Origin of the sequence: Frankia sp. R43, from assembly GCF_001306465.1 — a bacterium.
GTDB classification, from domain to species: Bacteria; Actinomycetota; Actinomycetes; order Frankiales; family Frankiaceae; genus Parafrankia; species Parafrankia irregularis.
In genome coordinates this window covers 969,015-985,373 of record NZ_LFCW01000001.1, presented here as the reverse complement: position 1 = coordinate 985,373, position 16,359 = coordinate 969,015, and the positions used below count along the sequence as shown (strand labels likewise).

Here is a 16,359-nt window from a genome sequence, read left to right as displayed (position 1 = left end):
TCACTCCTGGTCCGTGGGGTCGGCCGGTGGGGCGACGGCGTCGATGCCGGCCAGCACAGCCGTGGCCCGGTCGTGCTCGGCTTGCAGGCGGGCTTTCTCGACGCGGCGGGTGGGGCCGAGGCTGGCGATCAATGCCTTGGTGTTGGCCGCGGTGTCGGCCCAGATGTCGCGGTGGCAGGGGTGGTGGGTGGCTTGCGGGCAGCGGGCCGAGTCGCACATGCCGGCGAGCGGGGTCGTCGCGGTCGGGGTGCCGGCGAGTTTGAGGCACAACGCTTTCGCCGGGTCGGTGAACCAGCAGTAGTTCGCCGTTCCGAGGTGCAGCACGCCGGCGCGTTTGGACAGCAGGTTGAGGATCTGCCGGTCGTTGGCGAGGGTTTTCGGGCTGCCGGGGTCGTGGCCGGCGAGCTCGGCCTCGACGGACGTGAAGAAGGTTGTGAGTTCTTTCGCTCCGGGTCCGGCCGGCATGATCCCGTTCTGGAAGTTATGGAACTCGGCGAGGACGAGGGCGTGGTTGCGTGCGGTTTCCTGCTCGTTGACCTCGGCGAGCAGCCGGGCCTGCGCGCCGCCGGGGCGGGATACGTAGCCTTCGGTGGTCGCGACGGACACATGCTTGAGGTGGATCTTGGTGGCCAGGACGCCGCCGGGCCGGTAGGCGAGCTCGACGGCGAGGGTGCGGCGCAGCATCCGCGGGTTGACTGGCCCGTCCGGGATGGGGGCCAGCCCGAGGCGCTGGCCTGCGGGGCTGTTCACCCAGCCGCGGAAGCTGGCGTAGAGGCCGGTGAAGCCGAGCAGGTTGAATAGCTTCGCGTCACCGCCGCTGTCGAGGAGCCCGGCGGCGACACCGGCCGCGGTGTGGACGGGTTCGATGACGACCCATTCGTCGTCGGTGCCGCCGAGCGGTCGGCCTTTGATGACCCGGCTGGCCAGCCGGTAGCGGACCCGGCCAGGCGCGAGGCGTTCGACCCGTTGGCTGTTGCCGGTCAGCTCCATCACCTCGCTGGCGCGCATCCCGGTCAGCGTGGTGATGACGAGGATTGCGGCGGTGCGGACCAGCCGGACGACGACCTCGGCCTCATGCGGGTGCAGCGGCAGACTCCACGCCACCTGGCCGTGGCCTTCGGCGCTGGGCACCACAGCAGCGACGCGGCAGTACGGTTTCTCCGCTCCGGTGCGGGCGAGGGTGGCTTCGAGCTGGCCGCGCAGCCGGCGCACCCATTCCAGCCGGAACCGCAGCGCCCCGGCCTGCCGGGCGACGAGGTCCCACGCCACCGGCAGCAGGGGGTCGTCGGGCGCCCAGCCGCCGGCGAGCCGGACGGCGATGTGATGGTCGGCGAGCAGCGGAAGCGGGACACGGTCGCGGACGTGGCGGGCGAGCACGGCGGTGATGGCGTCGGTGGGCATGCGCCGCGGGTGCGGCAGCTGGCCGCGGAGCCGGGCGTCGTCGTGCAACTGGCGGGCGAGGTCCACGACGTGCGGGCCGAGGGTCTCGACGAGGTAGAGGGCGGCGGCGAGCATCGGTTGCAGAACCGCCGGGTCGACCGGCGGGGTCTTGTTCGGCCCGACCGGTGGGGTTTCGGCGATGGCGTGCGGGGCCGCCCCGCCCCAGGGACGGAAGCCGGGCGGGTAGCGGTCGGTGGTGAACAACTCGGCGTAGTCACACAGGTCGAGCACGGCGGTGACGGCGGCCTGGCGGACCGCCGGGCCGCGTTGCGTGCCGTCACCGGCGGTGCGCCGGTGGGTCAGGTAGCCGCGGGCGTGCTGTTCGGTGACCTGATCGAGGGTGGTGACACCGTGGTCGGTCAGCCAGTTCAGCCAGCGGGTGAGCTCGGCGAGCCGGTAGCGGGCCGAGCGCAGGTTCAGCGGGGTGCGCAGCGCCCGCGGCAGCACCGCGACCGCCGGATGAGTGGGTGCCAGCAACGCGAACAGCAGCTCTTGGGCGACGAGTTGCCAGGCCGGGTTGACGATGCCGGTGAATGCCAGCCGGCGGGCCGCCTGGTGCAGCTGCGCGGGCAGGCCCGCGACCGCGGTGAAGTCCCACACCGGCTCGTCGAACACCGGCCCGCGCCCGCCGGGCAGCAGGGCGAAACCGGCGGCCTGGCAGACGTCGGCACCGATGAACGGCGACCGCGCCGGCCCAGACCCGGCAGCGACGGACAGGCGGGTGACGGGCTCGGTCATGGGGTGCGTTCCTCGGGCCGTAGCGGGAGTTCGCTGTCGTGGTCGCCGACGTGGCGGGCCGCCTCGGCAAGCACCGTGGGTGCATAACGGGCCAGGACCTCGTCGATCCTCGACGCATAGGGGCCGAAGACGGCCATGAACCCGGCGGCGGGCATCGCCGCCCACTGGCGGGCGAAGAACGCCTTCAGCCGCAGCAGGTTCGCCGCGTGCCGTGGGGTGAACACCGCCAGCGGGCACAGCAGGCAGACCCACGGACGCGCCGGACACGGCGTGCCCTTCGGCCCGTGCAGCCCGGCGGTCGGGTCCGCGCAGGCCGCGGTGAACACGTCCCGCTCCCCGCCGACGAGCTCGCCGATCACCTGGTCGGTCAGGCCGAGACGGGAGACCGCCTGCGGGTAGTCGCCGGCCAGCGCCGCCGCCTGCTCGCCGGTCACCCCGACGGGCGGGTGGGCGCGGCGCAGCATGTCCTGCTGCCCCTCCTCGATGATCGAGTCGACGGCCCGTTGCTGGGTGGGGGTGGCGGCGGTCAGGTAGTGGTCGCCTTCCACCGCCGGGCTGTGGTTCGGGTCGATCAGTCCCCGGCCGCTGCCCGTCCAGGCCCGTTTGTCGCGCAGCGCCTGGTGGGTGGTGCGGATGCGGTGCCGCTGGATCGACAGCGGACGGCCGTCGTCGCCGGCGAGCTGATGCCGCCCCACCCATTTCTGGATCAACAGCGGGCGCAGCGGGGTGCTGACGACGGTGGGGCGGCCGACTCCGGGAACCCCCAACCACAGCCGCCCACGCGGCTTCGCCGAGGCGAAGCCGCGCAGCAGCGCCGAGTGGGCCAGCCACTGCTCCAGCAGCCGCACCGCCTTCCTCGGCAGGGTGGTCGCTTCCGGTCCGGTGCGGCCCTTGACATAGGACAGCAGGATGGTGGCGTCCCCGGCCCACTCGACGTCCCCGACGCCGAGGTCGGCGATGCCGTCCGGCACGACCCCCGAGTGGACACCGAACAGCAGCAGGTAGGCGACGGTGACGTCCAGCTGCGGGAACAGCGCCGTGCTGGCTTGACGGAACCCGCCCGATCCTTGCACCCGTTTGGCCCAGACTCCGGCGCGGGCGGCGACGTCCGGGATGCTGCACGGCCCCATCCGAGCCAACAGCCAGGCCAGGTTCGCCGGGTTCCACCCGCCGGTGCGCGGGTCGCGGCCGGCGGCGGCCTGCGCCAGCGCGGCTCGGTGGGCGGCGTAGGCGTCGGACACGATCGTCTGGCAAACCTCGGTCAGCCGGGCCCATTCGGTCTCCGAATACGGGGCCAGCGGGGTGCTGCGCGGATGGGCGGTGAACGGCCGCCCGGACGCCATCGCCCGCACCCCCGGGTCAAGCTGCCCGGCGGCGGCGTCGAACCCGCGCAGCAAAGCGCGCACGACCGTGTCCTGCCGGTAGGCCAAGCCCATCCGGTACTCGGCCAGCCCGCCCCGGCCCAGCGCGGACACGCCCCCGACAAACCCTCGATCGGCGAAGAACAGGCACATCCGGCGCAGCCCGAAGACGTACTGCTTGACGGTGGACGCCGAGTCCACGCTCCCGTGCGGATGCACCAGTTCGGCCAGACCCGCCAGCAGGTCGGCGGCCAGATCCGGCGCGGGGACGTCGTCGAGACGGATGGTGGTGCGGGTGCCGTCGCTGAACACGCAGACGATCCCCAGCCCGTCGTCGGTCACCGTGGCCGGCATCAGTCGTCCCCACCGGGCTCGTCGGTGAACTCCGCCAGGGCCTCGGTGTCCGCCGCCGGATCATCGGCCAGGCCGGCCGCCGCGCCGGCCCGCGCATACGCCTCCCCGAAAATCCGGGTGGTGTCCAACCGGCGAAGGTAGGCTTCCGTTGTGGTCACCGATGAGTGACCCATCAAATCCCGCAGCACCAGCAGCGGATCGGCTTTGCTCAGATACAACGCCAACGCGGCGTCCGGCCCGCTTTCGCCACCGGCCGCCACCAGTTCGGCGGCCCGCCGGTAATGCCCGTCCACCAGCCGTTCCAACATGGCCATCGCGAAAGAATGCCGCAGCCGGTGCGGATGAACATGCGGGAACCGCAGCTCGACACGAGCCCGGACACGATCCGACGCCCGTTCCAAAACGGTTGCCCAGGCGGTGAACGGTCCGCCGTCCGAACGGACCGCCAACAGGCACGAACCACCATCCGGAGCGACCAGCCGACGCCGCTCGCCCGGCGTCAACGCATCCCAGTCCCGGCGCACCCCGTTAATCCGCCCGCCACGCCTATCCGGTTCACTCACCCGCAGCGCAGGACCCCACCGGGCCGGCGGACACCATGATGCTCCTTCCACCGCGGCGGCCCGGTCCAGCGTCACATAGTCATGCACAGCCCTCAGCGCCTCGACGCTGATCCAACTGGTACGGAACTTACGGCCCTTGGCCACCCCGGACGGCACCGGAAACGGCACCGGCAGCGCCCCCGGCCGGGACGGCGGCGTCGGGATCTCATAGACCAGCAGCGACGAGAACTCCTGCAACCGCAGGCCCGTCGCCAACGCCAACCCGACCACCGCCCGGTTACGGGCAAGCTCCCGCCCCGCATAGCCAGCATCCGCCTGACCGTCCCGATCCAGCCCGGCCAGCGCGTTCAGCAGCAACGTCACGAAGTCGGCTTCCAAATATTTGATCGTGACGTGCGGTTTCGGAGTTCGGCGCATCGCCAGGTTCACCCGGACATCGCGCACCATGCCGCCGACCATGGCCTTCGCGGTCCGGTAGGTGAACGGCTCCGCCAACGCGTGCCCTTCGGCCATCGCCCACCGGTAGAACATGCTCACGATGCTCATATGCTGGCTCCACGTGCTGGCCGCCAGCCGCCGCTCCACCGGTCCCGCCGACCGGTCCTCGGCATACTTCCCCAGCGCCAGTTTGAGCTGCTCGCGCGGGCCGAACACGTCGATGCCGTGCCCGGCCAGGAACTCCACCCAGTCCTTCACCGCCCGCGCATACGCCGCCCACGACCGCGGCGCCGGCACACCGCACGCCGGAAGCTCACGAAGCCACCGGTTCACCACCGCCGCCGGCCGCGGGCACCCCGACCCGTCCTCGAACCTCAGATCGTCGTCGACCAACACCGGCATGCCCTCGGGGACCAGCGGCGCCGCCTCGACATCCCACGACTCCCACCCCCGCGATGAGAAGAAGATCAGCAACATGGGAGTCGACGGTAGAACCACGACACGGCGCCGAACCACGACCAAACACGCCGTGTCGCCCCAGGTCAACGGCGAATCGCCACACAGCAACTAAGCGGAAAGAACCAACCGCGTCGAACGCCGCCTTCCCGTAATCCCCCGCGATCACCGGCTCGGCGATGTTCAACGCCAGCGTCACCACGCTGGTTATCTTGAGCTTCACTATTGATCAAGGCTGTGACCTGGGTGTTCGCGTCGAGGACGATGTCGTCGACGCGAACACCCGAGATCGTTTCCTGCTGTTCAGCACGGTCCGATCGTTGTGGGAGAGTTTTCTGGGATGTTCCGGCGTGGTCGGCTGTCCGCGTGTCCGGTGGGTGGTTTTCGCTGGTCGCCGAGGGCGTGGGCGAGTTGGCGGCGTAGCCGCTGGTTGTCGTCGGCGAGTTCCCGGTTCCGTTGCAGGGCTGCTTCCAGCCGGGCGAGCAGCGCGGCCTCGGAGGCGCGCTGGCGGGTGGGGACGGGCGGGGATGGTGTCTGCCTGGTGGCGGCGCGGAGGCGTTCGACCTCGGCGCGCAGGTCGGGCTGGGTGTAGAGCCAGGACCGGGAGACGCCGGCTGCGGCTGCCGCGGACCCGAAGGTGACGGGGGCGCCGGCGCGGTCGAGCTCGCGCAGCGCCTGGGTAGCGCGGGCGCGGGCCTGGTCGTGCCGGCGGCGGGCGGCGGCGGTGATGGGGGCGGTGTTGTCAGGACGCATCGGCGACCGTGTCTTTCTGCCTGCTGTCTTCGGTGAGGGCGGTGATGATTTTCTCGAGGTTTCCGGCGACGCGGCGGTTCATCTCGGCCAGGCGCTGCTGGCCGCGGGCTTCGGCGGCGGATATGATGTGCAGGGTCTGCTGGTGCTGCCGGCGGTGTTCGGGTAGGAATTCCGCGGTGGTGAGGAAAGTCGGGCAGGTCAGGCAGGCGTTCGCGTGCGGGCAGTTTTTCTGTACCGGTAGGCCGCAGTAGCCGTTCGGCAGCGCCTGGGTGGCGCGGGAGATCCGCTGTTTCGCCCAGGCCGCCTCGGCCAGGGGCCCGTCCGGGTCGAGTGTCACTTCCTGACCGTGGGCGTTGACTTTGCGGGCTTTTTCCCAGTGGCGGCGCACGGTGGTGTCGTGTAGCCGGGCGTAGTGGGCGGTCATTTCTGGGGAGGTGTGGTCGAGTATTTTCCGGACGACTTCCTGGGGGACGTCTCGGTTTATCAGTCTGGTTCCGAGGGTGTGGCGCCATTGGTGTGGGGTCAGGTGAGCTGGCTGGTTGTGTTCGTCGCGGATGTCGCAGCGGGTCAGCCAGCGGGCGAGTGCGGTGCGGTAGGTGGAGCTGGCGAGTGGTTTCCGGCCGTCCGGGTTGGCTTTCGTCTTGGGAAACAGCGTCGGGGTGGTGTCGGGCCACCGGTCGGTGACGCGGCGCTGCTGCCGGGTGATCTCGGCTTCGAGTTCTTCGTCGATGGGGACCAGCGCCTCCCGTTTCATCTTGTGGTTGAGATAGCGCAGGTAGGGGGCGCCGTCGGTGTCCCGGACGATGCAGTCGACCGGGAGTTGCAGTGCGTCGCCGATGCGTAGGCCAGTGTGGATGAGGATGAGGGTGACGACGCGGCTGGCCGGGTCGTGCCAGCGGGCGAGGTTGTCGGGGTGTTCGACCTGGGCCATGACGTGTTCGGCCAGGGCACGGGGAAGCAGCTGGGGCGGGGCCGGGTAGTCCTCGGTGAAGAAGACGGCGCTCGCCGGCAGCGAGGTGTCCCAGCGGTGCCGGCGGATGGCCTGGAAGAAGGCGCCCAGGTAGCCGATGGTCGTCCCGTGGGACGACTTCCCGCCCAAGGCCTTGTGCACCTCGGCGAGATAGCGTTCGAGGATCGGCCTGTCCACCTGGGCCAGGGAGTCGATGCCCTTCGCGGCGAGGAACACGGCGAAACGCACCAGGGCCGCCAGCGACTGCCCGGCCGCGTTCTCACTCAGGCCGCCGCCGAGCCGCCAGCGCAGCCACCGCTTCGCGAGCCCGCGCAGCCAGGGCTGGGGTATCCGGTCGAACCGCAGGTGCCGGTGGAACTCGGTGATCCCGAGGTTGTGCAGCCGCCAGACGTCGCGGGGATATTCGACGTCCCAGCCGCTGCCATAGGTGAGCTGTTCGATCTGGCGGTGCCCGAACAGCAGCAGGGCCCGGGCGGAGGTGCCCGAGTTCGGTCCGCGGGGCCCGAACCGGTCCCGCCAGGTCTGCTCCGTGTGGTCGAGCAGGGACGTCGCGCCGCTGCGGGCCAAGAAGTGCACGACGGTCTGGACCAGAGTCGGGGTGGTGCGGATCTGCGCGTCGTCGCGGCGCCGCTGGATGACGTACTGCATCTCCAGCCGCAGCTGGGGGCCGAGCCGGCGCAGATCGATCTGCTCGACGCGCGGTGTCCAGTCGCCGTAATCCCGGGCGAACTGTTCGACGTCGGGTTTCCCGGCCTGGCTCCACCGCGACGCGTGGGTGACACACAACGGGACGCTGCCCTGCGCCCACAGGTCGCAGTAGGTCACCCGGCAGGGCTCGCGTGGCACCGAGGGGTCGACCGACGGCAGCTGGCCCAGCCAGGTCGCAAGCTCCGGGCGGCCGGCCCGTGCGTAGACGTGCTCGTGCGCCGTGCACAGGCCGTAGGCATGACGTCCGTTACGGCAGGTCTCCACCCGGCACGAGGCCAGGGGCGCACGGCCGCGCAGCGCCGGTGCGGTGGTGACGAGGAACGACGTCAGGTCGGGCCTTCCCGCGCGCAGCCATCGCTGGTTGTGGCCGACGCACAATCCTTGGCTGCGACTGGTCCGTTCGCAGCCGGCGACCGTGCAGGGTGGGCCGCCGAAGACCGGGTCGGCCGGGTCGATGGTGAGGACCTCGACCCGGAACTCCGCGCGGACCGCGGCCATCAGCGTGGCCGACAGCCCCGCCCGGCCTGCCGCGGGCGCTCCGCCCGCCGGCCTGGAACCGGCGTGGGGGCGGCTCATCGCACATCGCCTTCGTCGTCGTCGCAGACGGTGGCGGACAGCGTGACCCGGACCCGGTTGCGGTAGGCCGCCGCGTGCAGATGGGTCACCCCTGCGCCGGTGCCGGGCTGGTGCTCGCCGAGCGCCAGCGCGGCCCGCCAGGCATCGAAATCCGCCCGCACCCGCGCCGCCGGCACCAGCCCGCCGACCCGGCCGGACAGCGTCGCCCCGGCCGGCCCCACGGTCCAGGCGAGCGCCGGTAGGCCAGGGTGCTCGGCCAGGATCCGCCCCAACTCGGCGGCGGCACGGCGCTGCCAGCCAGCCTGCTCGGCGTGGATGATCTCGTAGGCGGTCACAGGGCCACCTCGGTCCCGGTGAACCAGCCCGCCGCCGCAAGCGCCCGCCGAGCGTCTTCCACGGTCAGGTGCCCGTAAACCGTCTGCGTGGTGGTGACGCTGGCATGGCCAAGTAAAGTGGACACCACTTCGACAGGCACCCCGTCGCGAAGCAGCCGGGTGGCATAGGTATGCCGGTACCAGTGCGGGTCAAAATCGATCCCGGTGCGTTTCCGCAGCCTTTTCACCAGATCGTAGGCGGCCGGGTAGGACAATGCCTGCCCACGCGGTTCGGCGAACAGGTTGACGAACACATAGTCGGAGTCCAGATCCCCGTACTCGCCATGCAGGTAGTCCGCATAAAGGCGGACCAGGCCGGCGCTCACCGGGACCACCCGCCGCCCCCGGGATTTCGACCGTGCACCGTTATCGTTGTCCCGCGGGACAACGATAACCTCGCAGGCAGCCGCGTCGATATCGTCATGCCGCAGGCCCAGCGCCTCGCCGACCCGTATCCCGGTGTCGTAGAGAACAGCGAACAGGAAACGGTCCCGCAGCCGGGTGCAGGCGTCCAGCACAGCCTGCACCTCGGCCGCCGCCAGGACCCGCGGCAGCTTCTTCGCGGTCTTCAACGCGATCGTGCGCCGCGGCTGCGGCCTGCCTTTGCCGATGTGATGCAGGAACGGCTTCCACCCGCCGCGACGGCCCGGCGGCCCCCACGTCGTCAGCAACTCGCCCAGATCCACGCCATGGCGCACCTGGTAGGCGTAGAACGCGGCCAACGCCGACAGCTTCCGGTTCACCGTCGACGCCGACACCGCCGGCTCCACCGACGGCAGCACCGCCACCCGCCCGTCCCGGCCCGCCGGCGACAGCCGCAACCAGGCCACGAACTCGCCGATGTCCTCCAGCCGCACCTCCCGCCAGTCCAGCCCCCGCCACCCCAGAAAGACCCAGTAGTCCTTCAGATCATGGGCGTAGGCCTTGACCGTGTTCGGAGACCGCTCGATATCGCTGAGATAGGCCAGATACCGCTCGACCGGTTCGACCGGAGCGTCGTCGACACCCAGGACAGTCCACGAATCCACCCGGGAACCGGGCAAGGCCACCCGCTGGACATGCATCCGCTCCTCCTCCACCTCATCCACGTGCTGGACGAGGTGGAGATAACCATGTCCACAAGGCAGATCATCGGGCCTCGAACGCCCGTCCCGGACACCGAAGACAGAGCTACGACAGCTTCAGATAACGCTGGCGAAGATCAGGAGGCGTCGTGCCGCGCGGATGACATCGGCGGGTCCGCCGTGAAGGGTGAGGTGGCGGGCGCCGAGGAGGAGCCCGACGACGGAAAGATCGACTGCGGGTGCCACGAGAATCGCGACGTAGGTCGGGACGCCCAGTCGGATGCCGAGTGTGGCGACGTTGCCCAAGCCGAAGAGGAAGGTGAGCCCGACGACGGTTCCGACGATCACGGTCACCATGCGGGCGGTGCCGTTCGGGCCCACCAGGTCTACGGAACGTGTGTTCGATTCGAGGGGCGAGGTCGCCGGCTGGGCGCTCACTGGGCATCACCCCTGGCCAGGGGCCTCGTGGAGACCGGTCGGATAGCGATCTCAGGTCCCTGGACCAAGATCAGGCGGTTCTTATTGTGGTGCGTTAGGTCCACCGATGCCGAGAGGGGCCGTCCACCTTGGACGGCCCCTCTACCTGTAGGAACGCCACCAGCCTTCACAATCCCGCCACCGTGCGCGCCGCTGGTGCGGACATGGTGCGGACGAACCGTTTTGCGGGGGATCGCCGCGGCTACGGTCTCCGCCGCCGCCTGCCCGGTCGACCGGAGCAGATGTGCGTACGTGTTCCCGGTCATCGACGTCGAAGAGTGACCGAGGATCTTGGACACGGTTGTGATGTCGATGCCTTCACCAAGCATGATCGACGCCGACCCGTGGCGAAGGTCGTGTAGCCGCTTGGGGGACAGCAGGCGTTCGCCGATTTCGTCTCCCGTGGCCAGGTCGACCGGCAGAGGTTCGGCCAGGTGCAGTACCGACCGTGAGCCCTGGACGGCGACGCCGAGCACGGTCACCTGCCCGACCGGTTCCCGGTCCCGGTAGAGCGTCCACACGCCCGCCGCCGGCCGGTACCGGGTGCCGATGACGACAGTGTTCGCGTCGGCTTCCGCCGCGACCTTCACTGTGCCGAGCAGACCGACCCGCCGGGCGATCCGCTGCATCTGTCGGGTGAGGTACTCCGGGGCCAGATGTCGGCCCGACGGATGCGTGAAGATCAGATCCTGAAGATGCACCGGCTTGCCGTGCTCGTCGGGCAAGGTCCCGTTGTCCCATGTCGGCCCGACGGCGTCCCGCTCCTCGTCCTGGCGGAGCCGGTGCACGCCAAGAGATCCCACCGTGACCTCAGCCAGATCCACCTTCCTGCGGCCGGACTTCGTCTTTGGCGCCCACACGCCGAGCGATGCGCCGGACCGGGTGATCTGCTGGCGGACGACCAGCACCCGAGCGGCCTCGTCCAGCCCACTCCAGGTGGCCCCGCAGACCTCACCCCGGCGCAGGCCGTGCAACGCGATCAGTTCGTACGCCGCGGCGAGCCGGTCGTCTGCGGCCTCGTCGAGGAACCGGCCGACCTCTGCTGCCTCCCAAGGCTCCACTTCGGGTGTCGAGTAGGACGCCAGCTCAACACCGTTCGCAGGGTTGAAGTCGAGCTTCCGCTGTCGAACCGCGTCGTTCAACGCGGTCCGCAGCATCTCCAACACGTCCTTCACAGTCGCCGGACCAACCGGCCGCCCCCGGCGTTCCTGGGATGCCTTCACGGCGAGTTTCAGCGCTGCGTCGATGTGCTCGGCACGCAGACCCGACAGCGGCATCTCTCCGAGGAATGGCACCAGGTGCAGCCGGATGAACTGCCCGTACCGGGCCCGGGTGGTCGGCCGGAGCGCGTTCTTCCGGCCCAACCAGTCGTCGAGGTAGGCACTCACCGTGAGTTTGCCGATGTGCTGCTGACCGGCGCGGATCGCCGCCCATTTGCGGTCGCCGTCGTCCTCGGCCTCCTTGCGGGTGTCGCCGCGGAACCGGACCCGGTCCGTGCCGGCCAGAGCGACGAGCTCGGCCGGCACCCGGAACTCACCGGCGTAGAAGCCGTGCCCGCGCTTGTTTCGGTCTGGGCAGGTGCCGGCCGGGTACTTCTGCCCGGTCTCCGGGCTGCGGCACCCGCACCTGTGCTTTGCAGTGATCTTCACTGGGTGTCCTCGTTGGTCGGGTCGATGCCGTGTGTGCTGGGTGTGTCCGCTTCGCCGAGTGGTCCGCTGGCGGCGGCCAGCCGTGCCAACGCGGTTGCCTCCGCGTCCAGGCGCGGGAAACCGCTTGGCAGGGTGGGTAGGGGCAAGCCGCGTTCGCGGAACTGTTCACGGACGTCGGCAATGGCACGCTCGGCGATGTCCATGTCGCGGCGGCTGGTGTTGGTCAGCCACTCATCGACCGTGCCTGGGCTGTCTGTGTCGATTCGGTGCTGATGAAGCTTCGGGTCGGATGTGGCCGACACGGCGTGGTACCTGTCGCGGTTCAACGACCAGAACTCGACGTGGCGGGTGTGCTCGGCGTACAGGTCGTGGTGGGCCTCTCGCCGTCCGATCTCCGCCGTCATCTCGTCGATCAGTTGTCGGGTGACCCGGCCGCGAAGTGCACGTAGGCGCGCTGGGTCGTCTCCGGCGTCGGCTCGTTCCGAGACCAGCCGGTCTCGTTGTTCGCCGAGTGGACGTCCCCACAGGAGGCGCGACAGATAGGCCACGACCAGGGGGCGTTCGCCGATTCGGCGGGCGGTTCGTTCCTCGGTGAGACCCACGGTCACGGAGGCGACGAGCGCATGTAGGTCGAAGTACTCGGAGTTCTCGACGATGGCGCCGAGTCGCATGAGCCGGTCTCTGTCGTCCCAGGCTCGCGTGACCTCGACGTTGCGTCGGATCCAGTCGTCGGGGTTCGTGTGTGCCGCTTGTGCCCTGAGAGCTCCCTGCCCGGCGTAGATCTTGATGAGGTCGGAGCCCGGCATGACCCGGCCTCCTACCTGCACCCAGACGTCCGGGTCGATCAGGTTCGGCAGCTTCACCAGCCGGACGCACGCGATCGAGAGGATGTCGGGCAGAAGCGCGAGTTCCTCCGCGCTGATTGCTTTCTCGCCGCGTTCGAGTGCTGCTACGCGGGAGTAGTCCCAGTTCAGGCCGTAGGAGCGTGCGGCTTTGGCGACGTCCTCCTGTCGGACGCCCTTCTTTGCGGTCCGTACTCGGCGCACGCCCTCACCGATCACCGCACGCAGTGACCGTGAGTCCGTGTGATCCGGTGTCATGCGCCGGACTGTACCGCACGCGTTGATGCAGAAGTCCCTACTTGACAAGTAGCGGATCATGGGGCTTCACTCGGTTCACGTTGATGGATGGTCATCAGCGTGAGACGAGGGATGGTGCTGTGGACGACACGGTGATCGCGGACGAGCGGGAGCGTTGGCAGGAGTTCCTGACCACGGAAGATCTGGCGCTTAAGTTGCGCAGGCCCGTAGGCACGATCAGGAACTGGCGACTCCGCGGGTACGGCCCGTGCGGCTTCAAGGTCGGGAACACCGTGCTGTACCGCCGTGAGGCCGTCGACGACTGGATCGCCGAGCAGGAGAAGGCGGAGGCCAATCGGCGGGTGTCGGCATGACCGGCTCAGTCCGGAAGGCCCGCCGGGGTTCCTGGACGGCTGCCCAGCTCCGGGAGCTGCCCGCGACGACTGACGTCGAGACGGCCGGCAGCGCGCTCGGGATGGGGCTGTGGAAGGCGCGGGCGCTGATCCGTGACGGCCAATTTCCCGTGCCGGTGATCCGCCACGGCTGTCGGTACATCGTCCCGACCCGACCGATCCTGGCTCTGCTGGGAGTCGAACCCGCCGACGTGGACGGGCCGGTGAGAACCGGGTGAGCCCTCACCGCCGACCACGACCGCGCCGAAGACTCCAAGGACAGATCGAGTGAAGTCCCTCAACGAAAGAGGCCACCTCCGGCGGGAAGGTGGCACTCTCGCAGATCAGCACACGGGCAACGGCACAGATCACGTTCAGCGTACGGCGGGCCGGATTCACGCGGATGTGGGAGCTGCCCTGCTCGGCGCCGCACTCCGGTACGCCCGGTTGGACTGGCCAGTGGTGCCGCTGGAGCCACGCGGGAAACGGCCGATCCTTCCCGACTGGACGAACACGGCGAGCACCGACCCGGACGTCATCCGGCGGTGGTGGGCCCGCCGTCCAGACGCGAACGTTGGAATCGTCACGGGCCCGCGATCCGGACTCGCCGTGCTGGACCTCGACCCGCGATCCGGCGGCGCCGAATCTCTCGCCGAGCTGGAGACGCGGGTGGGTGCCCTGCCTGGGACAGCGGTGGTCGTCACGGGGTCGGACGGCATCCACTTCTACTACCGCCGCCCCGGGGCCAAGGTCACCAGCCGCGCGCACTCCTTCGGCTCCGGCCTGGACGTGAAGGCGGACGGGGGGCAGGTAGTAGCGCCGCCGTCGATCCACCCGAATGGACAGCGGTACGCCTGGTGCGGGGATGTGTCCGGTCTGCTTGCTGGTGACATCGCCGGGTTCCTGGCGCCGTGGCCGGCCGGGCAGCTTGCCCCCGCCGATCCTGCGGTCCCGCCGGTAGTCCGCCTTACCGAACATCGGGTCGAGCGGGAACGCCGGACCGGGTCACGGGATCCCCTTGTGGGCCTTGTGGACGTGGTCCTACGTGCGCGGGAAGGTGACCGGAACAACGCCCTTCACTGGGCTGCATGCCGAGCTGGTGAGCACATCGCCGCGGGCCGTCTCGGCGATCTGGTGGCCGCGGACGCATTGCTGACGGCCGGTCGGCAGGTCGGTCTGCTGGACCGTGAGGTCGCGGCCACGATCACCTCCGGGATGCGCCGCGGGCTGGAGACGCCCCGGTGATGGACGCCGAGTCGATCGTCGGCCGTGTCCGACAGCGGCAGGCCGAATCGGAGACGCCCGCGCCGGTCGTGCCGGTGCCGATATACCCGCGCGCGGCGATGGCGGTCGGTGCACTCGGCGACCTGCTCGACCGCGCCACCTCGACGGGTCTGCCAGACGCCATGGTGGGCGGTGCCGGGCTCGGCGTGGGTGCGACCTGTGTCATGCATGCGAGGCTGCTGCCGAATCCGGACTACCCGTCGTGGGTGGAACGGCCGGGGCTGTGGGTCCCGCTGATCGCCCCGCGGTCGGGCGGGAAGTCACCCGCGCTGCGCATCGCCCGGACGCCGCTGGACGACGTCGAGGAAGCGGCCTATCAGATGTGGCGCCGCGAAATCGAGGACTGGGAGGCCGCGCCGAAGAAGGCGCGGCCCGCGCGGCCGGCACGGCCACGGTGGACCGTCGATGACGTCACCATCGAGATGTTCATGCGGGTCATGGACACGACCGGCGGCCGGTGCGCGGCGGCTGTAGACGAGCTGCGCACCCATCTTGCCGGGATGGGGCGATACCGCACCGGTGGGGACGGCGGAGACCGGGCCCGGTGGCTGTCCATCTGGGATGGCGCGGCTGTCTCCTATGACCGAGTGGGCTCCGACATCAGCATTCGCGTCTCGGCGCCCGTCGCGCCGATCGTCGGCGGCATCCAACCTCAGTACGTCGCTCTGCTCGGTGACGACGAAGACGGGGCCCGCGCCCGATGGCTTCCGCACTACTCGCCCGGCACGGTGACGGCCACGCCAACGCCCCCGGCGGCCGGATGGGAGGCGTGGGTGCAGAAAGCTGCCCGGCTGTCTCAGGCACGCGAATGGCACCTGGACACGGGTACCGACCGGGCATGGCGCGCGGCCGTCGCCCGGTGGGCGGACATTGAGCGTCGCACCGACACCTCTGCGGCCGTCGCCGGTGCCGCATCCAAGGCGGACCGGCAGGCCCTGCGCGTCGCGCTGGTGCTTGCCGAGCTGGTCACCCCCGGCGGGGAGGGGCCCATACCGCCGGAGGCCATGACCGGCGCGGTTGCTCTGGTCGACTACACGATCAGCGTTTGGGAGGTGCTCGGCGGCACCGCGGAGACGCTCGCGACCTCACGCCGGGAAGAGACACTGATCAACGTCGCTGATCGTCTCGCCGGGTGGATCGCAGAGAGGGGCGGGCGGGTGACCCGCCGGGACATCGGCCGGGCGAAGCCGTGCGGCATCCGGAAAGCCGCCCAGCTTGACGAGGTACTCGCCGAGTATCGAGCCCTGTTCCCCTGCACGGTGCGTGAGGAGACGCCGGAGGGTGGAGGGACGCGGACGACGGTCGTCTACGCCCCCCGAGACCCCCGTGTGAGTCTCTCGATCTCCCCGGATCCGGACGGTGTCGACAGTGTCGACACCGAAGGACGGTGACAGGAAGAGATGGTCAAGAATCCAGTGATACCAGGATGCCGAAGATCAGAAATGCGGCAGAACGGTGTCGACACCGCCCCGTGTCGACACTGTGTCGACACCGTTCTGCCGACACCGTTTCGATCACAGGTAGCCGCGCCCGACAGCTACAGCGGCAATCTTGACGGCGGCCATCGCCGATCACTCCTGGTATCGACCTCCGTTCCGAGAGCGTCGCTGGGGCCCGGAGTAAATCGCCGCCGCCCGTCGCCGGATAGGCATCCGCCGCGCCGCAGACCGGCGGAAGTGGGCC

Annotated in this window: 13 protein-coding genes and 1 pseudogene; 4 read left to right on the top strand and 10 right to left on the bottom strand. The window is 69.9% G+C overall.

Annotated elements, in window-relative coordinates:
• The 10 genes and pseudogenes from ACG83_RS03530 to ACG83_RS03485 form a co-directional block, all read right to left on the bottom strand.
• On the bottom strand, positions 1 to 2,178 hold the full coding sequence (locus tag ACG83_RS03530; RefSeq protein WP_054564683.1) for a hypothetical protein: 2,178 nt from the start codon (positions 2,176 to 2,178) through the stop codon (positions 1 to 3).
• Positions 2,175 to 3,893 (bottom strand): hypothetical protein, encoded by a 1,719-nt coding sequence (locus tag ACG83_RS03525; RefSeq protein ID WP_054564682.1) that lies wholly within the window; start codon positions 3,891 to 3,893, stop codon positions 2,175 to 2,177. Before ACG83_RS03525 ends, ACG83_RS03530 begins: the two co-directional genes overlap by 4 nt.
• Entirely contained in the window at positions 3,893 to 5,371 is a 1,479-nt protein-coding gene (locus ACG83_RS03520) for a site-specific integrase (RefSeq protein ID WP_054564681.1), read from the bottom strand. Before ACG83_RS03520 ends, ACG83_RS03525 begins: the two co-directional genes overlap by 1 nt.
• A 282-nt stretch (positions 5,372 to 5,653) precedes the next feature.
• A complete protein-coding gene (locus ACG83_RS03515; RefSeq protein ID WP_023841883.1) occupies positions 5,654 to 6,103 on the bottom strand; it encodes a DUF6262 family protein in 450 nt (149 codons plus the stop codon).
• Positions 6,093 to 8,357, bottom strand: coding sequence for a site-specific integrase (locus ACG83_RS03510; RefSeq protein WP_051623938.1), 2,265 nt, complete (start codon positions 8,355 to 8,357; stop codon positions 6,093 to 6,095). The genes ACG83_RS03515 and ACG83_RS03510 overlap by 11 nt, the downstream gene beginning before the upstream one ends.
• A complete protein-coding gene (locus ACG83_RS03505) occupies positions 8,354 to 8,692 on the bottom strand; it encodes a hypothetical protein (protein ID WP_043591750.1) in 339 nt (112 codons plus the stop codon). The genes ACG83_RS03510 and ACG83_RS03505 overlap by 4 nt, the downstream gene beginning before the upstream one ends.
• Complete coding sequence (locus ACG83_RS03500; protein ID WP_054565389.1) at positions 8,689 to 9,795, bottom strand: site-specific integrase; 1,107 nt, start codon at positions 9,793 to 9,795, stop codon at positions 8,689 to 8,691. Before ACG83_RS03500 ends, ACG83_RS03505 begins: the two co-directional genes overlap by 4 nt.
• A 120-nt stretch (positions 9,796 to 9,915) precedes the next feature.
• Positions 9,916 to 10,233, bottom strand: a pseudogene (locus tag ACG83_RS03495) (hypothetical protein); the annotation flags it as partial.
• On the bottom strand, positions 10,230 to 11,921 hold the full coding sequence (gene xerC / locus ACG83_RS03490) for a tyrosine recombinase XerC (protein ID WP_235497572.1): 1,692 nt from the start codon (positions 11,919 to 11,921) through the stop codon (positions 10,230 to 10,232). The pseudogene ACG83_RS03495 and the gene xerC, both read right to left, overlap by 4 nt.
• Positions 11,918 to 13,021, bottom strand: a complete 1,104-nt coding sequence (locus tag ACG83_RS03485; RefSeq protein WP_054564680.1) for a helix-turn-helix transcriptional regulator — start codon at positions 13,019 to 13,021, stop codon at positions 11,918 to 11,920. The genes xerC and ACG83_RS03485 overlap by 4 nt, the downstream gene beginning before the upstream one ends.
• A gap of 119 nt (positions 13,022 to 13,140) precedes the next feature.
• Between ACG83_RS03485 and ACG83_RS03480 the strand changes: the two genes are divergently transcribed.
• The 4 genes from ACG83_RS03480 to ACG83_RS03465 all read left to right on the top strand — a co-directional run bounded on the left by ACG83_RS03480 (position 13,141) and on the right by ACG83_RS03465 (position 16,067).
• Positions 13,141 to 13,374: a helix-turn-helix domain-containing protein gene (locus ACG83_RS03480; RefSeq protein WP_083472998.1), complete on the top strand. Its 234-nt coding sequence runs from the start codon at positions 13,141 to 13,143 to the stop codon at positions 13,372 to 13,374.
• On the top strand, positions 13,371 to 13,631 hold the full coding sequence (locus ACG83_RS03475) for a hypothetical protein (RefSeq protein WP_054564679.1): 261 nt from the start codon (positions 13,371 to 13,373) through the stop codon (positions 13,629 to 13,631). The genes ACG83_RS03480 and ACG83_RS03475 overlap by 4 nt, the downstream gene beginning before the upstream one ends.
• Before the next feature lie 166 nt (positions 13,632 to 13,797).
• Entirely contained in the window at positions 13,798 to 14,637 is an 840-nt protein-coding gene (locus tag ACG83_RS03470) for a bifunctional DNA primase/polymerase (RefSeq protein WP_054564678.1), read from the top strand.
• Positions 14,637 to 16,067 carry a DUF3987 domain-containing protein gene (locus ACG83_RS03465; protein ID WP_054564677.1) on the top strand — a complete coding sequence of 477 codons (1,431 nt, stop codon included), beginning with the start codon at positions 14,637 to 14,639 and terminating at the stop codon, positions 16,065 to 16,067. Before ACG83_RS03470 ends, ACG83_RS03465 begins: the two co-directional genes overlap by 1 nt.
• Positions 16,068 to 16,359: the final 292 nt, after the last annotated feature.